Origin of the sequence: Rhizobium sophoriradicis, from assembly GCF_003939025.1 — a bacterium.
Classification (GTDB): domain Bacteria; phylum Pseudomonadota; class Alphaproteobacteria; order Rhizobiales; family Rhizobiaceae; genus Rhizobium; species Rhizobium sophoriradicis.
Genome location: NZ_RQIH01000010.1, coordinates 106,932 through 132,852, shown reverse-complemented (window position 1 = coordinate 132,852; position 25,921 = coordinate 106,932). Strand labels below are relative to the sequence as shown.

The window sequence follows — 25,921 nt, the reverse complement described above, 5'->3', positions numbered from 1 at the left end:
TGTTGACAAGCCCGCTTCTCGCTCGTCATCCTCGGCCTTGTCCCGAGGATCTGCTGTCCTATCGAACGGAGGCAGATGCTTGGGACGAGCCCGAGCATGATGGAAGGAGGGGTGGCCGACGTGCCAACAAACTGACAAAAGATCTCCGCATGAAGACACTTGTCAATAATTTAGTTGACAGAGTCAACTAAATTATTGGCCTCACGCAGCCTCTTCCGCCTCCGCGTCCTCCGTGCCAAGGGCGAAATCCACCGCCGCCCTTGCGTGGATCGCGGTGGTGTCGAAGCCCGGCAGCGGCAGGCGGTGGGGATCGAGGATCAGGCAGATCTCGGTGCAGCCGAGGATGATGCTGTCGGCGCCGCGCTCCGCGGCGCGGTCAATGATATCGATCAGTTTTTCGCGCGAGCTGTCGTGCACCCTGCCGGCGCAGAGTTCGTTGAAGATGATATCGTGCACGGTGGTGCGGTCGGTGGCATCGGGCACCATGACGTCGAGGCCGAGGCTTTTCATGCGGTCGGTATAAAAGCCGTGCTCCATCGTGTAGCGGGTTGCAAGCAGCAGCGGCCGCTTGCGGCCAGCGGCATGCAGCGACTTCGCCGTCTCGTCGATGATATGGATCAGCGGCACGGAGATTTTTGCCGCGACCTTATCGGCGATCAGATGCATGGTGTTGGTGCAGATCAGGATGCAGCCGGCGCCGGCAGCCTGCAGGCGCTCGGCCACCTCGCCGAGACGGCGGGACGCTCCAGCCCAGTCGCCGGCCTTCTGAAGCGCGACGATCTCCTCGAAATTGACCGAATGCAGAATGAGTTCGGCCGAGGCGAGGCCGCCGCGGCGCGCGCGCACCATCTCGTTGACTAGGCGATAGTAAACCGCCGAACTTTCGAAACTCATGCCGCCGATCAGGCCGATCGTTTTCATCTCTTCGTGCTCCCATGCTTCGAATTTCGAAAATGATGCCGCAATGGTCGCGCGGCGGGTTTGCATTGTTTGTCCTTTATGAGGAAGACGTGCTATTATTTTGCATCGATTGGCCAAATGACGCAAATTGAGAGCGCAAGGTTCATTTCACACCATGCTTGATGATCGTGACAGACGCATTCTCGACATGCTGCAGAAGAATGCCGGCATATCCGTGACCGATCTTGCCGAGCGCGTGGCGCTGTCGGTCTCGGCCTGCTCGCGGCGCATTCAGCGGCTGGAAGAAAGCGGCCATATCGCCCGGCGCATCATCGTGCTCGACCGCGAACGCATGGGCGTGCCGACGACGGTCTTCGCCCTCGTCAAGACGGCCCACCATTCCGACGAATGGACGGAAGCCTTCCGCTGGATCATCAGCGACATCCCCGAGATCGTCGAGGCGCACCGGCTGACCGGAAACCACGATTACATCCTGAAGATCGTGCTGCCGCGCGTCGAGCATTACGACGTAATTTATAAGCAGATCGTGCGCAAGCTGGAACTCTTCGACGTTTCAGCGTCGATCTCGATGGAAGAATTGAAACATGGAATGGCGATACCCGTGGGCTACGCGCTGTAAGCCGGTATTTTGAGGGCTGCGATATTATGCGCAACAGCGATATTCATAGCTGTTTCCAGCCAGGAGAAAAACTGCTCTGGTCCGGGCGTCCCGCACAGCGTAAGGCAAGTCTATCATTTCCTTGGAAAAGCTAGGCTCGATTGCCTGAAAAGCCGATCACCCCGCCCATCGATCACGACTAATTTCGTCTCTTTATGGAACGGTTTTCGACATATTGCGTTCACCTTTGGTTCAGGATGAGGGGAGGATATTTCTTCCAGTTGGAGGACAGAGGAGAACAGTCATGAGAAAGCTAACCGTCGCCGCGTTATGCTTGATCATAGGTGCCCCTGGGATCACGCCGGCTCAGGCGTTTCCCGCTATCACCCCACCCAAGATCGAGGCGCAGCAGCAACAGATAGAGCAGGTACGGTGGCGTGGCCGAGGCGGGCATCATCGGCGGGATAATTGGGGCTGGGCCTTGGGTGGTCTAGCCGTCGGCACCATCATTGGCAGCGCATTGTCACAGCCCTCTTACGGCTCGCCCTACCGGTATTACGACCCACCCTACCGCTACTATGGCTCACCCTACCGCTACTATGGCTCGCCCTACCGCTACTATGGCCCGCCCTACCGCTACTATGGACGGTATTATGCCCCGCCCTATCGGAACTATGCTTCGACCGTCTATTATGGGCGGGGCAGCCATGTGAGCTGGTGCTACGCGCGTTATCGTTCGTACAGGGCTTTCGATAACACCTTCCAGCCCTATTATGGACCCCGTCGCCAGTGCATCAGTCCTTATTGATTGGCGCTTGCGCATCGGCGCTTGGAACTTGCAAGCCGACCAATGTCGGCTTGCAGAGATGAGGTCGGACAGCGATCACTACGCGTGACTGCCGCTCGGCCAGCTTTGCTGGCTGGGAGTGCAGGCATGTGTGATAATCTCGGCTTTACGGCGCGGCGCAGATGCGCACCTCGTGCATTAAATCTTTAATTTCCGACATACGCTGCTCGCCCGAAAATCGCAGCGTATTTTGCGCGACACGCTCTGTCGACTGCGATCGGCGCAGGGGAGCCATTCCGAAACGGCGGTTGCATCCTTTGCGGCGAAGACCACATTTGACTTCAGCAAGATGGCGCAAAGGGGCAGGGCATGAGTGATCACCATGTCGTCGTTGTCGGCGGCGGTTTCGGCGGGCTGCAGCTGGTCAACGGGTTGAAAGGTGCAGGCGTGAAGATCACGCTCGTCGACCGGCGCAATCATCATCTCTTCCAGCCGCTGCTCTATCAGGTGGCGACGACCATTCTCTCCACTTCGGAGATCGCCTGGCCGATCCGCCGCCTCTATGCCGACCGGCCCGACGTGACGGTGCTGCTCGGCGAGGTCACCGGTGTCGATAGCGGCGCCAAGACCGTTTCGTTACGCAACGGCATGACTCTCGGTTATGACACGCTGGTGTTGGCGACCGGGGCAACGCATGCCTATTTCGGCCGTGACGAATGGGAGCCGGTGGCGCCGGGTCTGAAGACGCTGGAGGATGCAACGACGATCCGCCGCCGCGTGCTGCTCGCTTTCGAGAAGGCGGAGATGGAGGCCGATCCCGCCGTACGTGACGCGCTTCTGACCTTCACCATTGTCGGCGCCGGGCCGACCGGGGTCGAGCTCGCCGGCATCATCGCCGAGCTCGCGCATTTCACCCTGCCGAAGGAATTCCGCAATATCGATACGCGCAAGACCCGTGTGGTGCTCGTCGAGGCCGGCCCGCGGGTGCTGCCTACCTTTGCGGAGGAGCTTTCGGCCTATGCGCAAAAGGCGCTGGAGAAACTGGGGGTTGAGGTGCTTCTAGGCAAGCCGGTCACCGAGTGCAGCGCCGACGGTGTCGGAATCGGCGAGACTTTCACGCCCAGCCGCACGATCGTCTGGGCGGCCGGCGTCACCGCCTCACCGGCGGCGCGGTGGCTCGATATTCCGGCTGACCGTGCAGGGCGTGCCATCGTCGAGAAGGATTTGAGCGCGCCGGGCCTGCCTTATGTCTTCATTATCGGTGATACGGCCTCTGTCATGCGGGAGGATGGCAAGCCCGTGCCTGGCATAGCGCCCGCCGCCAAGCAGCAGGGCGGCTATGTGGCAAAAGTTATCCGCGCCCGCCTGTCCGGCAATCCGGCGCCTGCACCTTTCAAATATTGGCATCAGGGGAGCCTGGCAACGATCGGCCAGAGTGCGGCGATCATCGATTTCGGCCGGATCAAGCTCAAGGGCTGGATCGCCTGGTGGATCTGGGGCATCGCCCATATCTACTTCCTGATCGGCACCCGCTCGCGCTTTGCCGTCGCCTGGAACTGGTTGTGGATCTATCTGAGCGGCCAGCACAGCGCCCGGCTGATCACGCAGCGGGAGACGATGCGGGAGGAGGGGTAGGCCCAAGTTGGAAGACAGTGGGAGAGGGGTTCCGTGTGACACCCCCTCTGTCCTGCCGGACATCTCCCCCACAGGTGGGAGATTGGCTGGGCGCGACGTCTTCCCCAAACAATTGGCCTTGCAGTTCGACGAAACGGTAGAGAGACGGGCAGGTTTGCCCACTTGCCAATCTCCCCCTTGTGGGGGAGATGCCCGGCAGGGCAGAGGGGGGTGCCACACTGCGCAACCTCTCCTCCGTCATTCCTGCGCCTGTCACAGGAATCCAGCACGGCGCGTCCGCGCCGTGAATGACTCTTAGATACGTGTAACAGAGTTTCCCGTACAAAGAGAGCCTCATGCTGAGGTGCGCAGGCCGAAGGCCGGAGCCTCGAAGCACGGGGGGGCGGGCGCTCCGATGGGCGGATTGGAGCGGCGCTTGCGGGGGATGCTTCGAGGCTCCGCCCTGCGGGCTACCCACCTGAGCATGAGGGAGCTTGAGTGTCCCGTTATAAAAAATGCGGCTCCCGAAGGAGCCGCTCTTGTTCCTCAAGCCGCCAGCGAGGCGATGTCGATGACGAAGCGGTAGCGGACGTCGCTCTTCAGGACGCGTTCATAGGCTTCGTTGACTTGCTGGATGTTGATCTTCTCGATCTCGGAGACGATGTTGTGCTTGCCGCAGAAATCCAGCATTTCCTGGGTTTCCTTGATCGAGCCGATCATCGAGCCCGAAATGCTCTTGCGGCCGGGGATGACCGAGAAGGCATGAACGGGGATCGGATTCTCCGGCGCGCCGACGACCACGAAGGAACCGTCCACCTTCAGCAGGCCGAGATAGGCGTTCCAGTCGATCTCGGCGCTGACGGTGCAGATGATGAGATCGAAGGTGCCGGCGAGCTTCGTGAAGGTCTCGGGATCGTTGGTGGCGTAATATTCCTTGGCGCCGAGCTTTAGGCCGTCTTCCTTCTTGGAAAGGGTCTGGGAGAGAACCGTGATATCGGCGCCCATCGCCGAACCCAGCTTGACGCCCATGTGGCCGAGGCCGCCCATGCCGACGATCGCGACCTTCTTGCCGGGGCCGGCATTCCAGTGGCGCAGCGGCGAATAGAGCGTGATGCCGGCGCAGAGCAGCGGCGCCGAGGCATCGAGCGGCAGATTGTCAGGGATGGACATGACGTAGCCCTCTTTGACGACAATCGAGTCGGAATAGCCGCCCTGGGTCCGCGTCTTGCCGTCGGCTTCGAAGTCGTTGTAGGTGCCGCTGAGACCCGGCATATACTGCTCGCGGTCGAGATCGCGCTCGGCGCAGCCGACGCAGGAATCGACGAAGCAGCCGACGCCGACGCGGTCGCCGACCTTGAACTTGGTCACGGCGGAGCCGACCGCGGAGACGATGCCAGCGATCTCATGGCCGGGGACGATCGGGTAGACCGCGTTCTTCCACTCGTTGCGGACGGTGTGGATGTCGGAATGGCAGATGCCGGCAAACTTGATGTCAATGACTACGTCGTCGGCGTTCGGTTCGCGGCGTTCGAAGGTGAAAGGGGTCAGCGGCTTGGAAGCGTCGGTGGCGGCATAGCCTCTTGCGATAGGCATGGGAACCTTCCTTTTCGATTTTTGAGGTGGGGTTGAGCGGGATGACGCACTATTGCCCCGATCGCGGCGAGGGAGGTAGAGTGATCCTCCAAGCTTCTTGCACGATCCTGCAAAAATGGACGGACGGCCCGTTTTCGAAATGCCCGAGCGGACCTAGATAGAAGCCGCTTCGGATATGAGCCGTTCAGCAGGCCTCAGACAGAGAGAGTTTCCGCATGACTTTGCCTTTCAGCCCCTACCAGGAAATCGTCGACATCGTGATGCGCTTCGCGCCTGGCGACGGCGAGTTCTCGACTGCGATCGGCAATCTTCATGTCAGCCGCCGCTCCAAGCCCAGCGATCCCTTCCACAGCAGCTACCGGCCCTGTTTTGCTTTCGTGCTACAGGGGGCCAAGAGCCTGCAGCTCGGCACGGAGCTCATCAGCTACGGGACCGGGGATTATCTTTTGACCTCGCTCGATCTGCCGGTCGCCTGGCGCGTCACGGAGGCAAGCCCCGAGGTTCCGCATCTCTGCCTGGGGCTGGCGATCGATTCGGAAAAGCTGCTGGAACTGCTCAGCCGCATCGATATTCCGCGACCGGCCGCCGATACCGACGGGCAGCGCGGCATGGTGGTGAACGTCGCGCCGCCGGAGCTGATGGATGCGGCCGTCCGGCTGCTGCGTTTGCTCGATCGTCCAGGCGACATTCCCGCCATGGCGCCGCTGATCGAGCAGGAGATCCTCTACCGCGTGCTGACCGGGCCGCACGGCGCGCGCCTGATCAACATCGCCACATCAGACAGCCACAGCAACAGGATCGCGCGGGCCGTCGCCTGGCTGAAGGAGAATTTCGCCCGGCCGCTGCGCATCGAGGACCTCGCCGAGCGCGTCAATATGAGCGTGTCGTCCTTCCATCACCACTTCAAGTCGGTGACGGCAATGACGCCGGTGCAATACCAGAAGCAGCTGCGCCTGCACGAGGCGCGCCGGCTGATGCTGGTCGAGCGGCTCGATGCGGGCACCGCCGGTCACCGCGTCGGCTATCAGAGCCCGTCGCAGTTCAGCCGCGAATACAGCCGCCTCTATGGCGCGTCGCCGGCCCGCGACATCGACGGCGTGCGCGAGATGATGGCGGCGGAATAGACGCCGGCGGTTCCGGCCAAAATGCGGTATTAAAGGATGCTTGACGTTTCCCGGCTAGGCTGGCGCCATCAATCAAGCAGGCACCGCCGTCCGCATGACGCAAGCACCATTTCTTTCCATCGTCGCGCCTTGTCACAACGAGGAAGAGGGCCTGCGCGAATTCTGCCGCCGTGCCTCTGCTGCCGCGCAGAGCGTTGCCGGCGATGCCTTCGAGCTCATTCTCGTCGATGATGGTTCCTCCGACGGCACCTGGGAGATCATTTCGGAACTGGCGGCAAAAGTGCCGCAGGTGCTCGGTGTTCGTCTGTTGCGCAATCACGGCCACCAGCTGGCGTCGACGGCGGGACTTTCCGCCTCGCGGGGCGAGCGCATCCTTCTGATCGACGCCGATCTTCAGGATCCGCCCGAACTGCTTTTGATGATGATGCCGATCATGGAGCGTGGCGCCGACGTCGTCTATGGCCAGCGCACACGTCGCGAGGGTGAAACCTGGTTCAAGCTCGCCACCGCTTCGCTGTTCTACCGCACCCTCTCCAGGCTCGCTTCCGTGACCATTCCGCGCGATACCGGCGATTTCCGGCTGATGCGCCGGCGCGTCGTCGATATTCTGCTGGCGATGCCGGAACGCGACCGCTTCATCCGCGGCATGGTCAGCTGGATCGGCGGCAGGCAGGTGGCGCTGCCCTATGAGCGCGACGCCCGTTTTGCCGGCACGACGAAATATCCGCTGCGCAAGATGATCAATTTCGCGCTCGATGCGATCACCAGCTTTTCGACGACGCCGCTGCGCATCGCCACATGGCTCGGCATGATCAGCGCCGGCATCGCGATGGTGCTGCTCGTCTATACCTTCATTCGCTGGCTGCAAGGCGAGACGGTCACCGGCTGGTCGTCGATCATGGCCGCCGTCAGCGCCTTCAGCGCCATCCAGCTGATCTGCATCGGCATCATCGGCGAATATCTCGGCCGTCTCGTGCAGGAGAGCAAGAAGCGGCCGATGTTCATGATCGAGGCGATCCTGCGCGGCAACGACCGTGCGGAACTGCCGGCTGCTTTTTCGGAGATGGGCGCCGGCGACAAGCTTGCCGCGCTGGATGCGGCCTTCGGATTCGAAGAGTCGCCACCGTCGCAAAAGAGTGATCGGATCGGATAATGGACCAGATTTCCACGCCTGCTGTAGCCGCAGACGGGTCTGATGAATTGGCGGCCCGGCAGGATTCCACCATTGCGATCGCGGTTTTCGTCGCGTTTGTCGCCCTCCTGGTCCTGTTATTCCGCTTTCCGCCAGTTCTTGATTACGCCAATCACTACGCTCGTATCTGGCTTCTATCCGGGGGCATCGGCGAGCAGCCGTTTCCGGAGGTCTATGCGGTCGATTGGAACCGCACCTTCACCAATGTCGGGATCGATCTTCTGGCGGCCCGAATAGGGCCGCTTGTCGGGGCCGACAGGCTGGCGCGGGCTTTGCTTTTCCTGGCGATCGTGCTGCCGCCGCTTGGCGCGATCGCGCTGCACCGGACGCTTTTCGGCAGCCGGTCCTATTGGCAGATTGCAATGCTGTCGCTTGGCTGGTGCGCCACGATGATCGGCGGCTTCATCAACTTCCAGATCGGCCTCGGCATGGCCTTGTTCTTCGCCTGCGCCGACCTGCGGTTACAGCGCCGCAATCCCGTCCTGCTTTTCGCCTGGCGGCTTGCCGCCGTGCTCATGCTGACGGTGATGCACATCTTCTCGCTCGGCTTCTATATGGCGATCATCTGCGGCCTCGAATTTTCCTGGCGTTTCGACGTCTTGGGATCGAAGGCGGGGCTGATGCGGCTCGCCGGCCGGTTGACGCTGGCGCTGGGCGCATGCGTTCTGCCGCCGTTCGCACTCTATCTCCGTTCGCCAGCTTTGCCCAACGCCGGTGATAACGGCCTTGCCCTTGCCTGGAACGACGGCGTCGTCCTGATTCTCATGAATTTGCTCTCCGCGATCACCACATACATTCCGGTGGTAGACGTGGTGATGGTTCTGCCGTTGATCCTCATCTGCACGCGTGCCGCACGCGCGGGCGATATCCGCGTGCATGCGGGCCTTGCCGTGGCCGCCAGCGGGCTGCTGCTGCTCGCTTGTGTTTCGCCTCGCCATATGCTCGGAACCGGATGGATCAGCTGGCGCTTTCCGATCATGATGGCGCTCGTCGCCATGGCGATGGTGTGTCCTTTCGCCAATCTGACGCGCCGCCAGGCGCTGTTGCTGGCGCTCGTTGTCAATCTCGCGGTTTTCGGCCGGACGAGCTGGATCGGCTGGAACTGGTGGCTTGCACAAAAGGACGTTGCTGCCGTCGAGACCGTCCTCAAAAAGGTGCCGGTCGGCGCGGCCGTTCTGCCTCTGGAGCATGATCCCGAGACGGTGGGCGGCCTTGCGCACTCCAGCCGGTATTTTTTCTTTCGAGAGGAGACTTTCTGGCACCTGCCGACGCTTGCCACGCCTTTCGCGCATGCGTTCGTGCCGACTCTCTTCACCGCGAAAGGCAAGCAGCCCCTATCGGTTCTGACGCCATGGTCTGAGATCGCGGTCCCCGAAGGCAATCTGCTGTCGATCGGCGTGCTTTTGTGCCCGGCAATGATGCAGGTCTATGAAAACTTCACACCCTATCTGTCAGACTGGCGCGGACGTTTCGATTTCATCCTCGTCGTCAATGCGGATACCTCCGACCGCTATGTCGGCACCTTGATGCCGGCCGGTCTGACGCTGGTCGAGGATGCCGGTTTCGCCAAGCTCTACGGGATCGACAAGGCGGCGCCGGCAGAACCTCTTTCGGTTCCCGCCGGTTGCCCGACGGATCTATGAACCGATGCCTCCCGGAGATCGAGCCAACACCAGGCAGTGACTTCTCAATCGCCTCGGCGAAATGGATCTCCGGAGCACGTCCTTGCCATGGCGCCGCGACCGCGTAATGTCAGCGTCCCCGGACGCGGCGATCTTTCCAGACATGGATTGACATCCGGCCGCGGCTGCCCATCAAGCCGATCCCAGGCGAATTGAAGCGAGAGACCATGAGCGACACATCCCACACCACGGAAGCCGGCGCCACATATGTCATCGGCGTCGATGTCGGCACCGGCAGCGCCCGGGCAGGCCTGTTCGATATGGCCGGCAGCATGCTTGCTTCCGCCAAGCGCAATATCAGCCTGTTTCATGAAGCCGGTTCCATCGTCGAGCAATCGAGCAGCGAAATTTGGCGCGCGGTGTGCGCGGCCGTGCGGGAGGTGGTTGCCGCAGCCGGCGTCGATCCGGCTTCGGTGGTCGGGCTCGGCTTCGACGCCACCTGCTCGCTCGTCGTCCTCGGCGAAGGCGGCAGATCGCTGGCCGTCGGACCTTCGGAAGATCCGGACCGGGACATCATCGTGTGGATGGACCACCGCGCGGTCCCGCAGGCGGAGCGCATCAACGCCTTCGGACATGACGTGCTGCGCTATGTCGGCGGCCGAATCTCGCCCGAGATGGAGACACCCAAGCTTCTCTGGCTGAGGGAAAACCGCCCCCACGTGTTCGATGCCGCCTGGCAATTCTTCGACCTTGCGGATTTCCTCACCTGGCGGGCGACCGGCGATCTCTCGCGTTCGACCTGCACCGTCACTTGCAAGTGGACCTATCTCGCCCATGAGAAGCGCTGGGACAGCAGCTATTTCCATCAGATCGGCCTCGGCGTGCTGGCAGATGAAGGTTTTGCCCGCATCGGCACTTCCATCGTCGAGCCCGGTTCGACGCTTGGTGAGGGACTGACCGCTGCAGCGGCCGAAGAGCTCGGCCTGGTGCCGGGCACGGCCGTCGCGGCCGGGCTGATCGATGCACATGCCGGCGGTGTCGGAACCGTCGGCGCCGATCCGCAGGCCAATCTTGCCTATGTCTTCGGGACTTCCTCGTGCACGATGACATCGACGGCAGAACCGTCTTTCGTATCCGGCGTCTGGGGACCCTACTATTCGGCGATGGTGCCGGGCCTCTGGCTGAACGAGGGCGGTCAGAGTGCCGCCGGCGCGGCGATCGACCAGCTCCTCTCCTTCCATCCAGCCGCCGGCGAGGCGATGGAGCTTGCGACGAGCGCGGGCACTGCACTGCCGGTCCTGCTTGCCGACATGGCCGCCGGCAAGGCGGGCCGTGCCTCCGATGCCGTCAGGTTGGCGGCCGGGCTGCATGTCGTTCCCGAATTCCTCGGCAACCGCGCGCCCTTTGCCGATCCGCATGCCCGGGCTGTTATCGCCGGTCTCGGCATGGAGCGGGATGTCGACAGCCTCGTCTCGCTCTACGTCGCTGGGCTTTGCGGCATCGGCTACGGCCTCAGGCAGATCATCGAGACGCAGGCCGAGGCGGGCGTCACCGTCGAGAACATCGTCATCAGCGGCGGTGCCGGCCAGCATGATTTCGTCCGCCAGGTGCTCGCCGATGCGAGCGGCAAGCCGGTGGTCGCCACGAAGGCCGAGGAGCCGGTGCTGCTCGGCGCAGCCATCCTCGGGGCCGTCGCCGGCCGCCAATTTGCCGATGTGCGCGCGGCGATGAGCGAACTCACGAGGGTGGAAACACGCTTTCAGCCGTCGCAGGGTGAGATTTCGGAACTCCACCGCAAGCGTTACGAAGCGTTCAAGGAGCTTCAGACGCTGGCGCGCAAGCTTCGCAGCGATGGCTGATATGTTGGCATGACAGAGGCCCGCCTTTGGGACTTGGTCTTGTTATGGAATTGAGACAACGTACAGCGCAGTAGAGTTTATCGTTCGATTTCCAACAACAGCCCGAGTTCCACGCTCAGTGAAGCCACCGGCATTGAGGCTACTCTTGACCGATGCGTTGAGAGGAGTATGGCGCCGGCCCGGTCCTGAGAAGGGCCGGGCTTTAGCGTGCGAGGCATAACGGCCCCGCCGCATGCAGCCTCATCCGGCGCTGTCCTTATGCAGGACAGAGCCGGTGCTGTACTGCTCACATACCGGTCAGGCGATCGCGCCGCCGTCGGCGGTCAGGGTAGCGCCCGTGATCACGCTTGCGGCTGGACTTGCCAGAAAGACAACAGCGTTCGCGATTTCACGCGGTTCGCCATAGCGTCCCAAAGAGGTCAGGCTTCGCTGGAAATCGGCAGCCGCGCTGTCCGCCGGGTTGGCATCCGTATCAGTCGCCCCGGGCTGCACAAGATTAACGGTGATTCCGCTCGGACCGAGTTCGCGCGAAAGGCCGCGAGTGAAGGATGTAAGTGCCGCCTTAGACATCGCATAGGGCGTTATGCCCGGAAACGGCACCCGCTCTCCCAAAGCCGAACCGATGGTGATGATCCGTCCCCCTTCTTCAAGATGGGGGATAACAGCCTTGGCGAACAGGACTGGCGCTCGCACATTGACGTCCATTACAGCCTGAAAGTCGTCGACGTTGAGGTCAGCGATTGTCCCGGTGTGCCCAATGGCTGCACTGTTTACGAGGATTTCGAGTCCACCAAGTGCGGATACCGCTTCCCTTACTGCGCGTGTGATGGCGTCCGGGTCGGAGCTATCGGCTTGAATAGCGACTGCTCGGTGCCCCTTGCTTTCGATGGATTTAGCCACCGCTTCGGCCTTTTCGACCGAGCGTTGATATGTGAAAGCTACGTCGGCGCCATTCTCCGCCAGCGCCAGCGCTATAGCGGCGCCGATACCCCGCGATCCGCCGGTTACCAATGCACGCTTTCCTTTGAGATCAATCATATGTTGTCCTTTCCAGTTGGTCGCCTCAAGCATTCAGGCTAACCGCGGACGCCGCGAACGCGCTCGTCGGTTTGCTCCGCCAATCTGGTGTGCGCGGTAGGCACCTCGTAGTGATGAGAAATGCTTAACTGTGTTGCGGAAAGAGGAACGTCGGCCGACATGTCTCGAGCCAGAGGGCTCGGCTGCCTTTGCTTGAGGCGATGCTAGCTCCGGCGTGTCAGGTAAGCCGTTTGCTCCAGAGCGGCGCGGGTGTGACCAGGCCGGGTTTGATCTGCACCATAATCCGCATCCACTCGTCAGTAATTTGAGCCGCTGCCGTTGTTAACATCGACGTCAGGGGAACTTTCATCGTCACGTCGGGATCGGCCTGGATGACACGCTTCGCCAGATCGATCAGGACTGGAGCAGGTCAAGGATGCGAGCGGAACGTCTGTCGCGTAGACCTTGGGAAACTCGCTCTTTGCTTCTAGGCGCCGCCATCGAAGCACTGGATCAACATCTCAGTCAACACACGGACTTTCCTAGATGGATGTTGTCCCGGCGGCCTGACGACGAATATCCCTGCGGGAGGCGGCGGGTGGCGAGACATCACCTGAACGAGGGCTCCCGAGGCTATATGTTCATCGGTAAGGCCATCCGGAAGCCTGGCGACACCGATTCCCGCCAATGCGGCTGCCAAGAGAGCCACGCCATTATCGGCCTTGAAGCGACCTTGTGGACGAACAGTCAGAACCTTATCCCCATCGGTGACCTGCCACGCTTCCGTTCCTTGCATCAGAGCCTGATGATCGACAAGTTCGTCTGGCGTCTCGGGTGAGCCGTTCGCAGCAATATATTCCGGGCTAGCGACGAACTTTCCGTAAAGCGGGCCGACACGTCTGGCGACGAGATTCGAGTCCTGCAGATAGCCCACGCGTATGGCGCAGTCGAAACCTTCTGTGACAAGGTCGACGAAGCGGTCCGTATAGCAAGAGTAAATGTGCAATTGCGGGTGCTGGCGCGCCATTTGAGAGAGTACGGGAGCGAAATGTGTCGGACCGAAGGACAGGGGCGCAGCAACCCTCAGGCGACCGCAAAGCTCACCAGCCGGCAGGATGGTCTCTCGTGCCGCGTCCATCTCCGCAGAGATTCTTGCAGCGTAGTCCCGGAAAGTGGCGCCTGCTTCGGTGAGCGCGATGCCGCGGGTCGTCCTGGCAAGAAGCTGTGCACCAAGATCGGTTTCAAGCCGCGCGATACGCCTGCTGACCATCGACTTGGAGATGCCAAGCCGCTGCGCAGCGGACGTGACTCCACCCGCATCAGCGACTTCGACAAATGTCCTGAGGTCTTCGATTTCCACTCTGCGTTCCTCTTCTTGCGACACAGTTCAGCAACATCGAGGACTACCGCATCGAATGAGGGAATGACAAGTTTGCCGCGGATTGTTCCCGAAGAGGAGCGTCCAAATTGTGCCAACGAACCGCCAACTTAGGATATTCCATGACCTTTCGTAACGGCCTCAATTCACTCCTTCGTCCCGAAGATTCGGTGCTTGTCCTGATTGACCACCAACCTTACCAGTTGGCTAACGTCAACAGTCACGAGCCCACGATGGTGGTCAACAACACGGTGGGTTTGGCAAAAGCAGCAAAGGCTTTTGGCGTGCCCACGATTCTGACGACGGTGATCGCCGAGCGGGGTGGCAAATTGTTCCCCCAAATCGCCGAGGTGTTCCCTGGCCAGGAAATCATCGATCGGACATTCATCAACACTTGGCAGGATCAGAAGGTCGTAGATGCAGTCAAGGTGACCGGCCGCAAGCAGCTGATCATCGCCGGACTCTGGACCGAGGTATGCGTTGCAATGCCGGCAATTCAAGCTGCAGGCGAGGGGTGGGATGTCACGGTCATCACCGATGCATCCGGCGCTGTTTCAGTCGAAGCGCATCAGGTCGCGATTCAACGCATGATTGCCGCCGGCGTGAACATAATGACCTGGCTGGCCCTTGCGGCTGAATGGCAACGCGACTGGGCTCGTGCGGATCAGGCCGCAAAGGTGACCGACGTCATCGTGCAACATGTCGGCGGTAGCGGCATCGCCTATTTGTGGGAGCAGCAGTTGCTAAATACCCCTGTGCCAACCGCCTCCGTGGGGGTTTAACCGCCAGGGATGACGAGAATCAAGCGGAGCGAGGATCTCGCCTCAGGTTTAGCTCGTCATCCCAGCCAGTCGACCGTGATCGACATTTTGCCCCTAGGGTTGATGTCGCCGGAGTATTCCAATCATGGGGCGCGGCCGGTTGATTGAGGGCGGCCGTACCCGCCATCGCGAAACTCTCAACACTGGCCGCCCATAGCTAAACGGATTGCAAAGACGTCTCATGGAAATTGGTATCGATAGTTTTGCAGCCATCCTCCCGGATCCGGCGACAGGTCAGCTTCCGTCTCCTACGGATCGCATGGCCGAACTTATCGAGGAGGTTGTCGCCGCTGACCGTGTCGGCCTCGACGTCTTCGGCATTGGAGAGCATCATCGAGGTGAATTTCTCGATTCTGCGCCAACAGTCATACTGGCCGCAGCAGCAGCCCGCACTGAACAAATCAGACTGACAAGCGCCGTGACAGTCCTGAGCGCCGCAGATCCAGTGCGGGTCTTTCAGGAATTTGCGACTCTTGATCTGATTTCGCGAGGCCGTGCGGAAGTGGTCGTCGGCCGTGGATCATTTGTTGAGGCCTACCCGCTATTTGGTCTTGATACACGAGACTACGACGACCTCTTCGCCGAAAAGCTCGACCTGTTTCTCAAGCTAGGGGAAGCAACGAGCGTCACATGGGAGGGCCGGTTTCGTCCGGCACTCAGAGGGCAGGGCGTGTTCCCCCGTCCTCATCAGCCGCAAATGCCGGTGTGGATCGGTGTAGGCGGCACTCCGGAGTCATTCGTGCGGGCCGGTGCACTCGGCCTGCCGCTGATGGTCGCCATCATCGGTGGCAGCTTCGACCGCTTCCGTCCACTGATCGATCTCTATCGCGACGCGGGCAGGCGTGCAGGACATGGCCCCGAGATGCTCAGGGTCGGCATACACGCAATGGGCTTCGTTGGCGAGACGAACGCTGCAGCTAAGGAAGCCTTCTTTCCTGGCTGGGCGCATCTCACAGCGAAGATAGGTCGCGAGCGCGGCTGGTCGCGGCCAACGCGTCAGCAGTTCGAAGCCATGGCCGGTCCTGACGGTGCTTTTCTTGTCGGTGATCCAGCAACCGTATCTGCCAAGATGCTCCGCGCCAGCGAGGAACTTGGCGGCATTTCCCGCATCACGTTCCAGATGAGCACCGCCTCCCTTGAACCGGCAGCGATGAAGCGTTCAATTGAACTGCTGGGGACTGAAGTTGCCCCCGTCGTCAGGGCCTCAGGACGAAAACCGTAAGTCTTCCCAGGCGCCAGTGGTGACGCAGTTTGAAAAGGTGCCGAAAAAAGGCTTCGTGCGGCTCGTGTGAAGTCCAATTCGGGCACAGGCTGGCTTCGCCTTGACTCATCGGTTTCATGAACGCCAACAGAAAAGGACGATGTGCATGAGTTGGAACCCCGGCATTGAACCAGGATGCCCTGATCAGATCAGTGTTGATGCAATCGAAACGCTAATCGTTCCCCGAGCTCGCGATCTCGGCGGTTTCGAGGTCCGGCGCGCTTTGCCGGCGCCGAAGCGGCAGATGGTCGGACCGTTCATCTTCTTCGATCAGGCCGGGCCAGCCGAATTGTTGACCGGTCAGGGGATCGATGTTCGGCCGCACCCGCATATCGGTCTTGGCACCGTCACGTATCTCTATCGCGGCGACTTCCACCACCGTGATAGCACCGGAGCCGACCAGATTATAAGGCCGGGGGAGTTGAACTGGATGGTTGCGGGCCGCGGCGTATCCCATTCGGAGCGTACCAGTGCGGCGGCTCGAACCGGCCCGAACAGCTTGTTTGGAATTCAGACTTGGCTGGCTCTGCCAGAAAGTCATGAGGAGATGGCGCCCACGTTCGAGCATCACGGCGAAGCTGCGTTGCCGATGATCGAGGATGGGGGCGTTTCAGTACGACTGATCCTGGGAAGCGCCTACGGAAAACAGGCGCCTGCGACGATGTTCTCGGAAACCTTCTACGCTGATGTGAAGCTGGAAGCAGCCGCCCTTCTGCCGATGCCGGACAATCATGAGGACCGGGGCATTTACATCGTCGAAGGTTCAATCTCGATCGCCGGCCAAGAGTTCAGCGCGCCGCAAATGATGGTGTTCCGCCCCGGAGACAGGATTACTGTAGCGGCCGGTGGCGGAGGGGCGAGGATTATGATCCTTGGTGGCGCGACCCTCTCGGGACCCAGATACATCTGGTGGAATTTCGTCGCCTCGTCGAAGGACCGCATCGAAGACGCTAAGGCTGAATGGCGAGCACAGAATTGGGGCGAAGGACGCTTCGACCTTCCGATTGATGACCGGGATGAGCATATCCCACTGCCGGATTGATGGAGGATACCTCTCTCGCGAGGGGCGCGAGCGTGTGCTTCCCGAACGTCCGGGCGCCATAGTGGGATTCGAAAAATTTGGACATACGAAATGAGCAACAAATGGCCCCGCCTCGACTACTTCAGCTGGCGCGAGCCGTGTAAAACATTGCAGCCGTCGTCTCATCAGCCAATGTATTGCCTGATGTGTGGTGCGGACTCGGACACCTTCGAAGGAGGCGATCCTGACATCGCCTATGCCGTGATCCGCAACTGCCAGAACATTGCCTCGCACTACTGGTCAGCAGATATTGAGCCCATCCATCAAGGGAGAATGAGCGGAAGCAATAGAGTGCTCGGCGTTCCGCTCCCAATGCATGTGGAAGCTTTTGAACACCCGGCGCGCTACGCCTGATGCGCCCCGCAATTCGGCCAATCAGATTTCCCAACTAAAATATTTGCCGGGCCTGCTTGACGGCCCGATCGGTTTGCCGCATAAAGCTCACGAACCGTACCGTACGGTACGTATATGGGAGCCGCGACCGTGTCTGTCGATACCGCAGAGCCGAGCGAATTTTCGCCGCGCCAGAACGCCGTTTTGGAGCAGGCGCTGCGGTTGCTCGTCGATGGCGGCGAGAAGGCGCTGACGACCTCTGGTGTCGCGCGTGCCGCCAATTGCTCCAAGGAAAGCCTCTACAAGTGGTTCGGCGACCGTGATGGTCTGCTCTCGGCGATGATCGCCTATCAGGCGAGCAAGGTGCGCACCTTCGAGCGCAACGGCGAGCGGCTGACGGCGGCGAGCCTGCACGATCATGTCGTGATCTTCGCCCGTGACCTGCTGGAGGTGCTGGCCGGTGATGTCTCGCTGGCACTGAACCGGCTCGCCATCGGCCAGTCCCATCGCGACGGCTCGAAGCTCGGTAAGCTGCTGCTAGAGCGCGGCCGCCGCCAGATCGACCGGCGCGCCATGGCGCTGATCGATACCGGCAAGAGGGCAGGGCTCCTGCGCTTTGCCGATGCCGACGAGGCCTATCATACGCTTTACGGCCTTGTGGTCTCCGACCTGCATGTGCGCATGCTGCTCGGGGAGCCCGGCCTCAAGGATACCGCGCGCCAGGCGGAGAAGGCGGTGACCGCCTTCCTCCGGCTTTACGGCACGGAAAAGGTACTGGCGGAGATGCCGGCTCTCGGCTGATTTCGCCTTAAAGACAGTCAACAGGACAAGCACAAGGGAAGGAACTTCAAATGCGCGTCTATTACGATCGTGATGCCGATCTCAACCTCATCAAGGCCAAGAAGGTCGCCGTCATCGGCTACGGCTCGCAGGGCCGCGCCCATGCGCTGAACCTGAAGGACAGCGGCGCCCAGAACCTCGTCATCGCTCTCAAGGCCGGTTCGCCCACAGTCAAGAAGGCTGAAGCCGACGGCTTCAAGGTCATGACGGTTGCCGAAGCCGCCGGCTGGGCCGACCTGATGATGATGGCGACGCCGGACGAATTGCAGGCCGACATCTACAAGGCCGATATCGCGCCCAATATCCGCGACGGCGCTGCCATCGCCTTCGCTCACGGCCTCAACGTCCATTTCGGCCTGATCGAGCCGAAGGCCTCGGTCGACGTCGTCATGATCGCGCCGAAGGGCCCCGGTCATACCGTTCGCGGCGAATACCAGAAGGGTGGCGGCGTTCCCTGCCTCGTTGCCGTTCACCAGAACGCTTCCGGCAATGCGCTTGAGCTCGCTCTCTCCTATGCCTGCGGCGTTGGCGGCGGCCGTTCCGGCATCATCGAAACCAACTTCCGCGAAGAGTGCGAAACCGACCTCTTCGGCGAACAGGTCGTCCTCTGCGGCGGCCTCGTCGAGCTCATCCGCGCCGGCTTCGAAACGCTCACAGAAGCAGGCTACGCGCCTGAAATGGCCTATTTCGAATGCCTGCACGAAGTGAAGCTGATCGTCGACCTGATCTATGAAGGCGGCATCGCCAACATGAACTACTCGATCTCCAACACGGCCGAGTGGGGCGAATATGTCACGGGCCCGCGCATCATCACCGAAGAAACCAAGGCCGAAATGAAGCGCGTCCTCAAGGACATCCAGACCGGCAAATTCACCTCCGAGTGGATGCAGGAATACCGCTCGGGCGCTGCCCGCTTCAAGGGCATCCGCCGCAACAACGACTGCCACCAGATCGAGGAAGTCGGCGCCAAGCTGCGCGGCATGATGCCCTGGATCGGCAAGAACAAGCTGGTCGACAAGAGCGTGAACTAAGCGATGCGCTGATATTAAACGGGAGGCCGGGGTGAAAGCTCCGGCCTTTCTTGTTTTGACAGGCCTCATTCTCAACTCGGCGTCATCCTCGGCCTTGCGGTGGCCGGCCGCCATCTCGAACCCTCATTCGCACATCAGGCCCCCCGCGGCATGCTTCCTCAAGAGGCCGGCACGCCTTACGGAATTGTATAATTCGCGAGAAGTCCCCGTGAGTTTTCGGGCGCAGGCTTGGTGCCATCATAGCCACCAAGTCGAGGCCAGCTCTCATGAATATGCGCGCCACCCTAGCCGCCACCATCGTTTCGCCAGTCCAGCCGGTCAGCCTGCGGATCAATACCTACCTCATCAACCTCGACCGGGCAGAGCTTCGCCGATTTCGCATGGAGCGCCTGCTGTCCGAGATCGGCATAAGCTTCGAGCGGGTGGCGGCCGTCGACGGGGTCGGCATATCCCTGCCGCGCCGCGATTTCGACGGGCAATCCTATCTGCGCCGGCATGGCCGTACGCCGAATCCTTTCGAGATCGGCTGCTATCTCAGCCATGTCGAGTGCGCGAGAAGGTTTCTTGCCGGCAACGGCGAATTTGCTCTTATTCTCGAAGACGATCTCGATTTCGATGACGATTTCGCCGAGGTGCTCGCCGCCGCACTCGAGCAACACGCATCCTGGGATATTTTACGGCTTTCGACCGTGAACTCAGGGCGCAAGCATAGGGTGGAGCCGCTCACAGCATCGCGCTCGCTGGCGATCGCGCTCACCCGCGAGAAGGGCTCGGGCGCTTATTTGATCAATCGTAAGGCGGCCGGCTGGATCGCCGATGTGCTCGTTCCCATGCGGCTGCCCTATGATCTCGCGCTCGATCTAGAATTCGACGAGGGGCTGCGGGCCTGTTTCGTCGATCCGGTTCCGGTTAGCCAGCGGGCAGATCCGCATTCCCAGATACAGGCAGGGCTCTCGAGCTACCGCCTTGGCCGCCGCCGGCCATGGAGCGTCCTGCCGTATCGCGCGGCGGCGGAAGTGCGCCGGTTCTCGGTGCGCTTCGTCAGGCTTGCGGCGCTGCGGATGCGGGGCTGGAAAGATGATACGGCAGCAGCGGGAAGCCTATCGAAACGGTGAGGCCGGGATGGTTGTCGCCCATGGCGATCTCCGCCGAGTGCAGGTCGGCGACCGCCTTGACCAGGCTGAGGCCGAGGCCGCTGCCTTCCGTCGTGCGGCTCTTGTCGAGGCGGTAGAGACGCCGGAACACCTTGTCCCGCTCCTCGGCGGGAATGCCCGGTCCGCTGTCGACGACCGACAATATGGCGCGATCGGCATGCCGGCGAAGGGACAGCGTGATGACCGTTCCGCCGGGGCAGTGGTTGATGGCGTTCTCCACCAGATTGGCGATCATCTGCGTCAGCAGATCGCGATCACCCCAGATGAGCGCGGAGCAGCGCTCAGCGATTGCGAGAGACTGGCCGGCGTCTTCAGCGACATCGGCATAGACCTCGGAAATGACGGCGAGCACATCGTCGACGTTGGTCGTCTGGAAACGCTCCTTGCGGGCGCCGGCCTCGATCTGGGAAATGCGCAGAAGTGCTGCGAAGGTCGCGTTGATCCGGTCGCTCTCGCTTCTCGCCTCGTCGAGGAGAGCCGAAACATCCAGTTGCCGGTCGTTGAGCGTCACGGCAGCATCGAGCGTCAGGCGCAGCCGGTTGAGAGGCGTCTTGAGATCGTGGGCGATATCGGCGCTCACCTGCCGCATGCTCTCGACCAATGTCTGGAGCCTTTCGAGGGCCGCATTGATCTGGATTGCCACCGTATCGAGATCGTCGCCGTTTCCGGTGATCGGAATGCGAGCCTGCAGGGCGCCGTGGGCGACGTCGTTCATGGTGTTGGTAACCCGGTCCAGTCTCGCCTGAGCGCGGAATGCCAGGAAGACGCCGCCGCCGATGGCAGTCGCCACCGCGACCGCGGCAGCCCATTCGAAGCTGATTAGAACGATCCTCAGCATTTCGTCGACATCGTTGAAATTTTCGGCGACCACCAGCGTATAGGAACCGATCGCCGAGACCTGCATACGGTAACGTTCGTGCCCCTTCAGCCCGACGTCTCGCGACGTGACGGTATAGACTCCGTTCGGGATGCGGGGCGCGGCGAAATTGCCGGCAAGTTTGCGCCCGCCTGCATCCATCAGCGAGTAGAGCCCGTCGGAGGTCGATTGGAAGCTCGCATAGTTATTGAGCGTGTTGATCAGATCTTCGGTATCATGCGGCTGGTAGGCCGAGGCGATCAGCGAATTCATCTCGTGAAGCGATTGTTCCAGGTCTCGCTCGAGGCCGGCGCGCAGCATGTGGTACATGATCGTACCGCTGAAGATGAAGGTGGCGACGAAGAGGACGCCGAAGGTGACGGCAAGCCGGAACGGCGTGCTCCTGCGCAGCTTAGCGAGGCGCATGCAGGCTGTATCCGGTGTTGCGGACGGTGTGCAGAAGGTGCGTTTCGAAGGGCTTGTCGACCTTCGCCCTCAGCCGGCTGATATGGGTCTCGACGACGCTTGTCTTCGGGTCGAAGTGAAAGTCCCAGACCCGCTCCAGCAGCATCGTCTTGGTGATGACCCGGCCTTCACCGCGCATCAGCACTTCGAGCAGGGTGAATTCCCGCGGCTGCAGCTCGATGATCTGCCCGGCGCGGCGGGCCTCGCGCCGGATGAGATCGAGCTCGAGATCGGCGACCTTCAGGACGGTCTTCTGCTCCTGCACCGGCGGCCGACGGCCGAGGGCGTTGACGCGGGCGAGAAGCTCGGAGAAGGCGAAGGGCTTGACCAAATAGTCGTCGCCGCCCGCTTCCAGCCCCTCGACGCGATCGTCCACGCCGCCGATCGAGGTCAGAAACAGCGCCGGCGTGCCGACCTTGGCGGCTCGCAACGAGCGGACGATCGCAAGACCATCGAGACCCGGCAGCATGCGATCGACGACGATGACGTCATAGGCTTCCCGCTGCGCCTGAAAGAGGCTGTCGCGCCCATCGGCGAACACGTCGCAGACATGGCCCGCCTCGAAAAAGCCCTTGGAGACATAGTCCGACGTCTTGGCGTCGTCTTCGATAAGCAGGATCTTCATCAGCCTGATCGTTCCCGCAACTGTGGAGGCTAAAACCTAGTCGACGGCATGCCCTGGCCACAACATACCGATTGGTAAGGTTTGGCGGGGCACGCTGGAGGGGCTGCGAGGAGGCCGTCTGGCCGACAATCGAACACCGGCTGGTGGTGGTCACATCATTTTGCGACTGTCGCGCTGCCGGTTCTATGCGAATTGTCGCGCAGGAAGACATCTGATTTCGAACCAGGAGGTGCCCTTCGGTTTGTTGGGAACGTAACTGGAGTTGATCGGTTAGGGGACCTCATTCGATCACTTCAGGGACCAAATGCCTAAGGTCGGAATTCTAACCTTTCATCGCTGCATAAATTACGGTTCCTACTGGCAGGCACGGTGTCTGGCCGAAGGCCTCGCGTCGATGGGAGTAGAAGCCGTCCTTCTGGAACACATGTCCAGTCGCGTGAACCGTGCGGAATGGCGCTGCGCGCTGCAACCGCTGCTTCCTGCGGCAACGCCGATGGAAGATTACCCGCTCTATAAAGCGAAGATCCGAAAATTCTTTCGCTCCTTTGCTAGCTTGCCTCTTTCATCGCCTTTTCCCTTGGAGAATCCAGCCGCAATGGGTGACTATTCGCTGATCGTCGTCGGCAGCGACGAGGTGTGGAACCTGCGTCATCCCTGGTATGGCGGCTATCCGGTGTTCTATGGAGAGGGCCTGCGATGCGGGCGCATTGTCTCCTATGCCGCGACGTTTGGAAGTCTGACATCGTCGGAGCGGTTGCAGGGGTGGGCGGAGAAGCTGCGAAAGTTTTCCCACATTTCGGTCCGGGACCTGCATTCGGAGCGGATCATCCGCGAGAGGTTGGGGCTGGAGCCAGAACTCGTTCTGGACCCGTGTCTGCAATTTCCGCAGATGGTGACCGCGAGCAGAGGTGATGGGGAGGCGGCATCCTATATTGCCGTCTACGGGCACAGTTTTCCAACGTGGCTCCAGGATGCGGTGCGCCGATGGGCAGAAGACCGGGGCTATCCGCTTGTCAGCATCGGCTATCGGAACGAATGGGCCAACGAGCAATGGATTGATGCCGGGCCGGAGGACTTCGCCAGGTTCATTTCCGAAGCGAAGGCCGTCGTGACGAACTTCTTTCACGGATGCGTGTTCTCGCTTGTCAACGAGAAGCCGTTTGCATGTGTCCTTTCCGATTACCGCTCCAACAAGATTCGCGATCTAACGCAGCTTGTCGGAGCCGAGCATCATGTTTTGACCGAAGATACGACCCCGTCGCAGGTGGAAGCTATCCTCGGCAACCCACTTCCTATGGACATTGCGCGACGAATATCTTTCTTGCGTGATACGTCCAACGCCTATCTCAGCCATGCCTTGCAATAGCTCCGGTCAACAGAAGCGGCTGACGCCGGGCATCGCCCCCAAGGATATTACAGGCTCCGGCCTCTGCATCGGCTGCGGCTCCTGCGTTGCCAAGTCAGCGCGGCCTGATGTGCGGATGGAACTCGACCGGTACGGCCAGATGAAGCCCACGGCCCCCAGGACTTGGTTGCAGGGCCGCGATGAAGAGTTTGCCCGAATTTGCCCGTTTTCCCCGGAGGCTCGGGACGAGGACGAATTGGCGGCCCAATATTTTTTCCGCGCGAAAAACCGACACCCTCTGCTGGGTCGTTTCGAGGCTGCCTTTGTCGGCCATGTCGAGGAAGGGGAATACCGTTCGAACGGCAGCTCCGGGGGCATGGTCACCTGGGTGGCGGCTGAATTGCTGCGCCAGGGACTTGTCGACTGTGTCGCTCACGTCAAGGAGAGCGATGATCCGCAATCGGAAGGACGCCTGTTTCATTATTCGCTGTCACGTAATCTGCAGGGACTTCAGGCGGGCGCCAAATCTCGATATTATCCCGTCGAGCTTTCCGGCGCGCTTCAGTCTATTCGCGAGGCGCCCGGGCGGTATGCCGTGGTAGGTATTCCCTGTTTCATCAAGGCGGTGCGACTGGCCTGCGCCGATGACCCGATATTGAAGGAGCGAATTGCCTTCACGCTGGGGCTGTTTTGCGGCCATATGAAAAGCGCGCGCATGGCCGAGAGCTTTGCGTGGCAGATGGGTCAGGACATCAGGCAGGTTAAACGGCTCGACTACAGGAAGAAGGCCCCGGATCGTCCGGCGAATTGGTATCGGGCCGAACTGACCCTCGAAAACGGAGAGACGCGTGCGCGGGACTGGTGGCATCTGGTCGATGGGGACTGGGGCGCCGGCTTTTTTCAGAATCCCGCCTGCAATTTTTGCGACGACGTCGTTGCAGAAACGGCCGATATCGCTTTCGGGGATGCTTGGAAGGAGCCCTACTCCTCTGATGGAAGAGGAACGAACGTGGTGATCGTCCGCTCGAAAGTACTTCTAGATGCGGTCCAAGCGGGGATCGATGAGAAGAGGATCGCGCTGTCTTACGTCGATTCCGACTTTGTTGTCGCCACTCAAGCCGCCGGATTCCGCCAGCGCCGCGAGGGTCTCTCATTCCGGTTGAGCTGGCCTCGTATGGGTATGCGCCCGCGCAAACGCCTCCGTGCCGGCAGCCACGGCCTGTCTCGGCAGCGCATGGCGGTGTACATCATGCGCTATGGGATCAGCTTTTGGAGTCATCGCGTCTTTTCAGTCGCCAATCTCCTGCATTGCCCCAGACTTTACATGCTGTGGGCGCGGGCAGCCCTGGCTTGCTATCAGGGAGTGGCTTATTCCCGGGGGCCGATTGGCAGGATAGCCCAGAGCTTGGGTTTATCCGGCTCCGAGGGACGATCGTGATTCAAACCCCAGCAATCGGGCGGCTGACTTGGCAACGCGTGACACATACCCGCTATCCCTGCGCGGTGCATAACGCTCGACCATTTCCTCGCAGAACATGGCGAATTCTTCCGGCACCAGGGGCGCACTCGTATGGTGCGGCGCGATACCTTTATGCTCCGGCGTGAAGCAGAATGTCACCGTTACGTCGAAGTCTTCGAGGGCCCGCATCTGGCGGTCGAACCAATCGAGGGCATTGGGCCGGAACCGGTCCGCCCAGGAAAGCCCGGTGCGGACGGATTTCACGCCCAACCGGCTCATCCAGGCAGCGGCCTCATCCAGCCGCGGGTCTTCGAAGTGGAACCACTGCACCAGCCCGAAATCCGGCGTGTGTTTGGCAAACTCCTCCAGCGCCGCTTTGGGCGTTCCGTCTTCGCGCAGAAGGCCCATATAATAATGCCGATAGTAGGAGGAGCCTTCGGCTTCGCGATGACGCGTTGTTGCCTCCCATGACCGGGGGAGGTCGTAGAGGCTGTACCATTGGCAGCGCTCGACTTTACCCTTGAGCAACTCCGCCGTTCGTTGCAGACCCCACAACTGCACTTCCTCCGCACCGAAGGTCGAGACACCCACTTCGCTGACCCAGATCGGCAGATCGGTGACAGCGCGGATTTCGTTGATTTTCTCCGGCCACTCATGAATCTGCCAAAGGTTCCAGTCGAGGGGGAAACCATGCAGCGCGACCGCATCGAGGTGATCGAGCACGCCGTAATTTTGCATGCGGCTGATGAAGAAGGGGTCGATTGGCGATATTCCGCCGAGCACCTTCGTCAATTCCGGATTTTTGGCTGCGATGGCGTCGGCCGCGAGGATTGCCATTTGCGCAAACAGGCTCCATTCAGGATCGATCTCAGGATCCCAGTGCGATTTGTTGTTCGGCTCGTTCCAGATCATTGCAGCTTCGATCATTTGGCTTCCCCGTGGCAG

Annotated in this window: 23 protein-coding genes; 16 read left to right on the top strand and 7 right to left on the bottom strand. The window is 61.0% G+C overall.

What is annotated here, in order from left to right; translation table 11 throughout:
* Window positions 1-201: 201 nt before the first annotated feature.
* On the bottom strand, window positions 202-921 hold the full coding sequence (locus EFR00_RS18265) for an aspartate/glutamate racemase family protein (protein WP_077993093.1): 720 nt from the start codon (window positions 919-921) through the stop codon (window positions 202-204).
* A gap of 154 nt (window positions 922-1,075) precedes the next feature.
* Here EFR00_RS18265 and EFR00_RS18260 point away from each other — a divergent pair, with 154 nt between their 5' ends.
* From EFR00_RS18260 to EFR00_RS18245, 3 genes are all read left to right on the top strand, one after another.
* Window positions 1,076-1,540 carry an Lrp/AsnC family transcriptional regulator gene (locus EFR00_RS18260; protein ID WP_009996256.1) on the top strand — a complete coding sequence of 155 codons (465 nt, stop codon included), beginning with the start codon at window positions 1,076-1,078 and terminating at the stop codon, window positions 1,538-1,540.
* A gap of 283 nt (window positions 1,541-1,823) precedes the next feature.
* Window positions 1,824-2,327 (top strand): BA14K family protein, encoded by a 504-nt coding sequence (locus tag EFR00_RS18250; RefSeq protein WP_009996254.1) that lies wholly within the window; start codon window positions 1,824-1,826, stop codon window positions 2,325-2,327.
* A 348-nt stretch (window positions 2,328-2,675) separates the two neighbouring features.
* Window positions 2,676-3,941, top strand: coding sequence for an NAD(P)/FAD-dependent oxidoreductase (locus EFR00_RS18245; RefSeq protein WP_077992951.1), 1,266 nt, complete (start codon window positions 2,676-2,678; stop codon window positions 3,939-3,941).
* 525 nt (window positions 3,942-4,466) lie between these two features.
* Here EFR00_RS18245 and EFR00_RS18235 read toward each other — a convergent pair.
* A complete protein-coding gene (locus tag EFR00_RS18235) occupies window positions 4,467-5,513 on the bottom strand; it encodes an NAD(P)-dependent alcohol dehydrogenase (protein ID WP_009994926.1) in 1,047 nt (348 codons plus the stop codon).
* 215 nt (window positions 5,514-5,728) lie between these two features.
* Here EFR00_RS18235 and EFR00_RS18230 point away from each other — a divergent pair, with 215 nt between their 5' ends.
* The 4 genes from EFR00_RS18230 to EFR00_RS18215 all read left to right on the top strand — a co-directional run bounded on the left by EFR00_RS18230 (window position 5,729) and on the right by EFR00_RS18215 (window position 11,310).
* Window positions 5,729-6,637 carry an AraC family transcriptional regulator gene (locus EFR00_RS18230; RefSeq protein ID WP_038689905.1) on the top strand — a complete coding sequence of 303 codons (909 nt, stop codon included), beginning with the start codon at window positions 5,729-5,731 and terminating at the stop codon, window positions 6,635-6,637.
* Between the two features lie 94 nt (window positions 6,638-6,731).
* Window positions 6,732-7,790 (top strand): glycosyltransferase family 2 protein, encoded by a 1,059-nt coding sequence (locus tag EFR00_RS18225; RefSeq protein WP_077992948.1) that lies wholly within the window; start codon window positions 6,732-6,734, stop codon window positions 7,788-7,790.
* On the top strand, window positions 7,790-9,472 hold the full coding sequence (locus EFR00_RS18220; RefSeq protein ID WP_077992947.1) for a hypothetical protein: 1,683 nt from the start codon (window positions 7,790-7,792) through the stop codon (window positions 9,470-9,472). The genes EFR00_RS18225 and EFR00_RS18220 overlap by 1 nt, the downstream gene beginning before the upstream one ends.
* Window positions 9,473-9,678: 206 nt before the next feature.
* Complete coding sequence (locus EFR00_RS18215; protein WP_009996290.1) at window positions 9,679-11,310, top strand: FGGY-family carbohydrate kinase; 1,632 nt, start codon at window positions 9,679-9,681, stop codon at window positions 11,308-11,310.
* Window positions 11,311-11,607: 297 nt separating this feature from the next.
* On the opposite strand, the gene EFR00_RS18210 is transcribed toward EFR00_RS18215, so the two are convergent.
* Together EFR00_RS18210 and EFR00_RS18205 are read right to left on the bottom strand one after the other, a co-directional pair.
* Complete coding sequence (locus EFR00_RS18210; protein ID WP_009996289.1) at window positions 11,608-12,348, bottom strand: SDR family NAD(P)-dependent oxidoreductase; 741 nt, start codon at window positions 12,346-12,348, stop codon at window positions 11,608-11,610.
* A gap of 466 nt (window positions 12,349-12,814) precedes the next feature.
* The gene (locus EFR00_RS18205) at window positions 12,815-13,687 is read right to left on the bottom strand and encodes a LysR family transcriptional regulator (RefSeq protein ID WP_038689896.1); all 873 of its coding nucleotides are present in this window, start codon (window positions 13,685-13,687) and stop codon (window positions 12,815-12,817) included.
* 140 nt (window positions 13,688-13,827) lie between these two features.
* On the opposite strand from EFR00_RS18205, the gene EFR00_RS18200 reads away from it, so the two are divergent.
* The 7 genes from EFR00_RS18200 to EFR00_RS18170 all read left to right on the top strand — a co-directional run bounded on the left by EFR00_RS18200 (window position 13,828) and on the right by EFR00_RS18170 (window position 20,187).
* The gene (locus EFR00_RS18200; protein WP_010045003.1) at window positions 13,828-14,487 is read left to right on the top strand and encodes a hydrolase; all 660 of its coding nucleotides are present in this window, start codon (window positions 13,828-13,830) and stop codon (window positions 14,485-14,487) included.
* A 220-nt stretch (window positions 14,488-14,707) separates the two neighbouring features.
* Window positions 14,708-15,748 (top strand): LLM class flavin-dependent oxidoreductase, encoded by a 1,041-nt coding sequence (locus tag EFR00_RS18195; protein ID WP_038689893.1) that lies wholly within the window; start codon window positions 14,708-14,710, stop codon window positions 15,746-15,748.
* A gap of 145 nt (window positions 15,749-15,893) precedes the next feature.
* Window positions 15,894-16,829 carry a pirin family protein gene (locus EFR00_RS18190; RefSeq protein WP_077993092.1) on the top strand — a complete coding sequence of 312 codons (936 nt, stop codon included), beginning with the start codon at window positions 15,894-15,896 and terminating at the stop codon, window positions 16,827-16,829.
* Window positions 16,830-16,919: 90 nt separating this feature from the next.
* A complete protein-coding gene (locus tag EFR00_RS18185; protein WP_077992946.1) occupies window positions 16,920-17,222 on the top strand; it encodes a hypothetical protein in 303 nt (100 codons plus the stop codon).
* A gap of 114 nt (window positions 17,223-17,336) precedes the next feature.
* Window positions 17,337-18,002 carry a TetR/AcrR family transcriptional regulator gene (locus EFR00_RS18180; protein ID WP_179363927.1) on the top strand — a complete coding sequence of 222 codons (666 nt, stop codon included), beginning with the start codon at window positions 17,337-17,339 and terminating at the stop codon, window positions 18,000-18,002.
* 50 nt (window positions 18,003-18,052) lie between these two features.
* Window positions 18,053-19,072 carry a ketol-acid reductoisomerase gene (gene ilvC / locus EFR00_RS18175; protein ID WP_077992945.1) on the top strand — a complete coding sequence of 340 codons (1,020 nt, stop codon included), beginning with the start codon at window positions 18,053-18,055 and terminating at the stop codon, window positions 19,070-19,072.
* A 266-nt stretch (window positions 19,073-19,338) separates the two neighbouring features.
* Window positions 19,339-20,187, top strand: coding sequence for a glycosyltransferase family 25 protein (locus tag EFR00_RS18170; RefSeq protein WP_077992944.1), 849 nt, complete (start codon window positions 19,339-19,341; stop codon window positions 20,185-20,187).
* On the opposite strand, the gene EFR00_RS18165 is transcribed toward EFR00_RS18170, so the two are convergent.
* Together EFR00_RS18165 and EFR00_RS18160 are read right to left on the bottom strand one after the other, a co-directional pair.
* Window positions 20,114-21,508: a sensor histidine kinase gene (locus EFR00_RS18165; RefSeq protein WP_077992943.1), complete on the bottom strand. Its 1,395-nt coding sequence runs from the start codon at window positions 21,506-21,508 to the stop codon at window positions 20,114-20,116. The genes EFR00_RS18170 and EFR00_RS18165 overlap by 74 nt on opposite strands.
* Window positions 21,495-22,172 (bottom strand): winged helix-turn-helix domain-containing protein, encoded by a 678-nt coding sequence (locus tag EFR00_RS18160; protein ID WP_009996331.1) that lies wholly within the window; start codon window positions 22,170-22,172, stop codon window positions 21,495-21,497. The genes EFR00_RS18165 and EFR00_RS18160 overlap by 14 nt, the downstream gene beginning before the upstream one ends.
* A gap of 304 nt (window positions 22,173-22,476) precedes the next feature.
* Between EFR00_RS18160 and EFR00_RS18155 the strand changes: the two genes are divergently transcribed.
* Together EFR00_RS18155 and EFR00_RS18150 are read left to right on the top strand one after the other, a co-directional pair.
* A complete protein-coding gene (locus tag EFR00_RS18155; protein WP_077992942.1) occupies window positions 22,477-23,538 on the top strand; it encodes a polysaccharide pyruvyl transferase family protein in 1,062 nt (353 codons plus the stop codon).
* A 115-nt stretch (window positions 23,539-23,653) separates the two neighbouring features.
* Window positions 23,654-24,955 (top strand): Coenzyme F420 hydrogenase/dehydrogenase, beta subunit C-terminal domain, encoded by a 1,302-nt coding sequence (locus tag EFR00_RS18150; protein ID WP_077992940.1) that lies wholly within the window; start codon window positions 23,654-23,656, stop codon window positions 24,953-24,955.
* Here the strand turns inward: EFR00_RS18150 and EFR00_RS18145 are convergent.
* Complete coding sequence (locus tag EFR00_RS18145; RefSeq protein ID WP_077992938.1) at window positions 24,929-25,903, bottom strand: beta-xylosidase; 975 nt, start codon at window positions 25,901-25,903, stop codon at window positions 24,929-24,931. The genes EFR00_RS18150 and EFR00_RS18145 overlap by 27 nt on opposite strands.
* Between the last annotated feature and the right edge of the window lie 18 nt (window positions 25,904-25,921).

Coding starts and splice junctions, on each gene's coding strand:
- EFR00_RS18265 (WP_077993093.1), bottom strand. CDS start 921: ATGAAAACGATCGGCCTGATCGGCGGCATGAGTTTCGAAAGTTCGGCG.
- EFR00_RS18230 (WP_038689905.1), top strand. CDS start 5,729: ATGACTTTGCCTTTCAGCCCCTACCAGGAAATCGTCGACATCGTGATG.
- EFR00_RS18190 (WP_077993092.1), top strand. CDS start 15,894: ATGAGTTGGAACCCCGGCATTGAACCAGGATGCCCTGATCAGATCAGT.
- EFR00_RS18225 (WP_077992948.1), top strand. CDS start 6,732: ATGACGCAAGCACCATTTCTTTCCATCGTCGCGCCTTGTCACAACGAG.
- EFR00_RS18245 (WP_077992951.1), top strand. CDS start 2,676: ATGAGTGATCACCATGTCGTCGTTGTCGGCGGCGGTTTCGGCGGGCTG.
- EFR00_RS18260 (WP_009996256.1), top strand. CDS start 1,076: ATGCTTGATGATCGTGACAGACGCATTCTCGACATGCTGCAGAAGAAT.
- EFR00_RS18170 (WP_077992944.1), top strand. CDS start 19,339: ATGAATATGCGCGCCACCCTAGCCGCCACCATCGTTTCGCCAGTCCAG.
- EFR00_RS18210 (WP_009996289.1), bottom strand. CDS start 12,348: ATGATTGATCTCAAAGGAAAGCGTGCATTGGTAACCGGCGGATCGCGG.
- EFR00_RS18180 (WP_179363927.1), top strand. CDS start 17,337: ATGGGAGCCGCGACCGTGTCTGTCGATACCGCAGAGCCGAGCGAATTT.
- EFR00_RS18235 (WP_009994926.1), bottom strand. CDS start 5,513: ATGCCTATCGCAAGAGGCTATGCCGCCACCGACGCTTCCAAGCCGCTG.
- EFR00_RS18150 (WP_077992940.1), top strand. CDS start 23,654: ATGGAACTCGACCGGTACGGCCAGATGAAGCCCACGGCCCCCAGGACT.
- EFR00_RS18200 (WP_010045003.1), top strand. CDS start 13,828: ATGACCTTTCGTAACGGCCTCAATTCACTCCTTCGTCCCGAAGATTCG.
- EFR00_RS18250 (WP_009996254.1), top strand. CDS start 1,824: ATGAGAAAGCTAACCGTCGCCGCGTTATGCTTGATCATAGGTGCCCCT.
- EFR00_RS18185 (WP_077992946.1), top strand. CDS start 16,920: ATGAGCAACAAATGGCCCCGCCTCGACTACTTCAGCTGGCGCGAGCCG.
- EFR00_RS18165 (WP_077992943.1), bottom strand. CDS start 21,508: ATGCGCCTCGCTAAGCTGCGCAGGAGCACGCCGTTCCGGCTTGCCGTC.
- EFR00_RS18160 (WP_009996331.1), bottom strand. CDS start 22,172: ATGAAGATCCTGCTTATCGAAGACGACGCCAAGACGTCGGACTATGTC.
- EFR00_RS18195 (WP_038689893.1), top strand. CDS start 14,708: ATGGAAATTGGTATCGATAGTTTTGCAGCCATCCTCCCGGATCCGGCG.
- ilvC (WP_077992945.1), top strand. CDS start 18,053: ATGCGCGTCTATTACGATCGTGATGCCGATCTCAACCTCATCAAGGCC.
- EFR00_RS18145 (WP_077992938.1), bottom strand. CDS start 25,903: ATGATCGAAGCTGCAATGATCTGGAACGAGCCGAACAACAAATCGCAC.
- EFR00_RS18155 (WP_077992942.1), top strand. CDS start 22,477: ATGCCTAAGGTCGGAATTCTAACCTTTCATCGCTGCATAAATTACGGT.
- EFR00_RS18215 (WP_009996290.1), top strand. CDS start 9,679: ATGAGCGACACATCCCACACCACGGAAGCCGGCGCCACATATGTCATC.
- EFR00_RS18220 (WP_077992947.1), top strand. CDS start 7,790: ATGGACCAGATTTCCACGCCTGCTGTAGCCGCAGACGGGTCTGATGAA.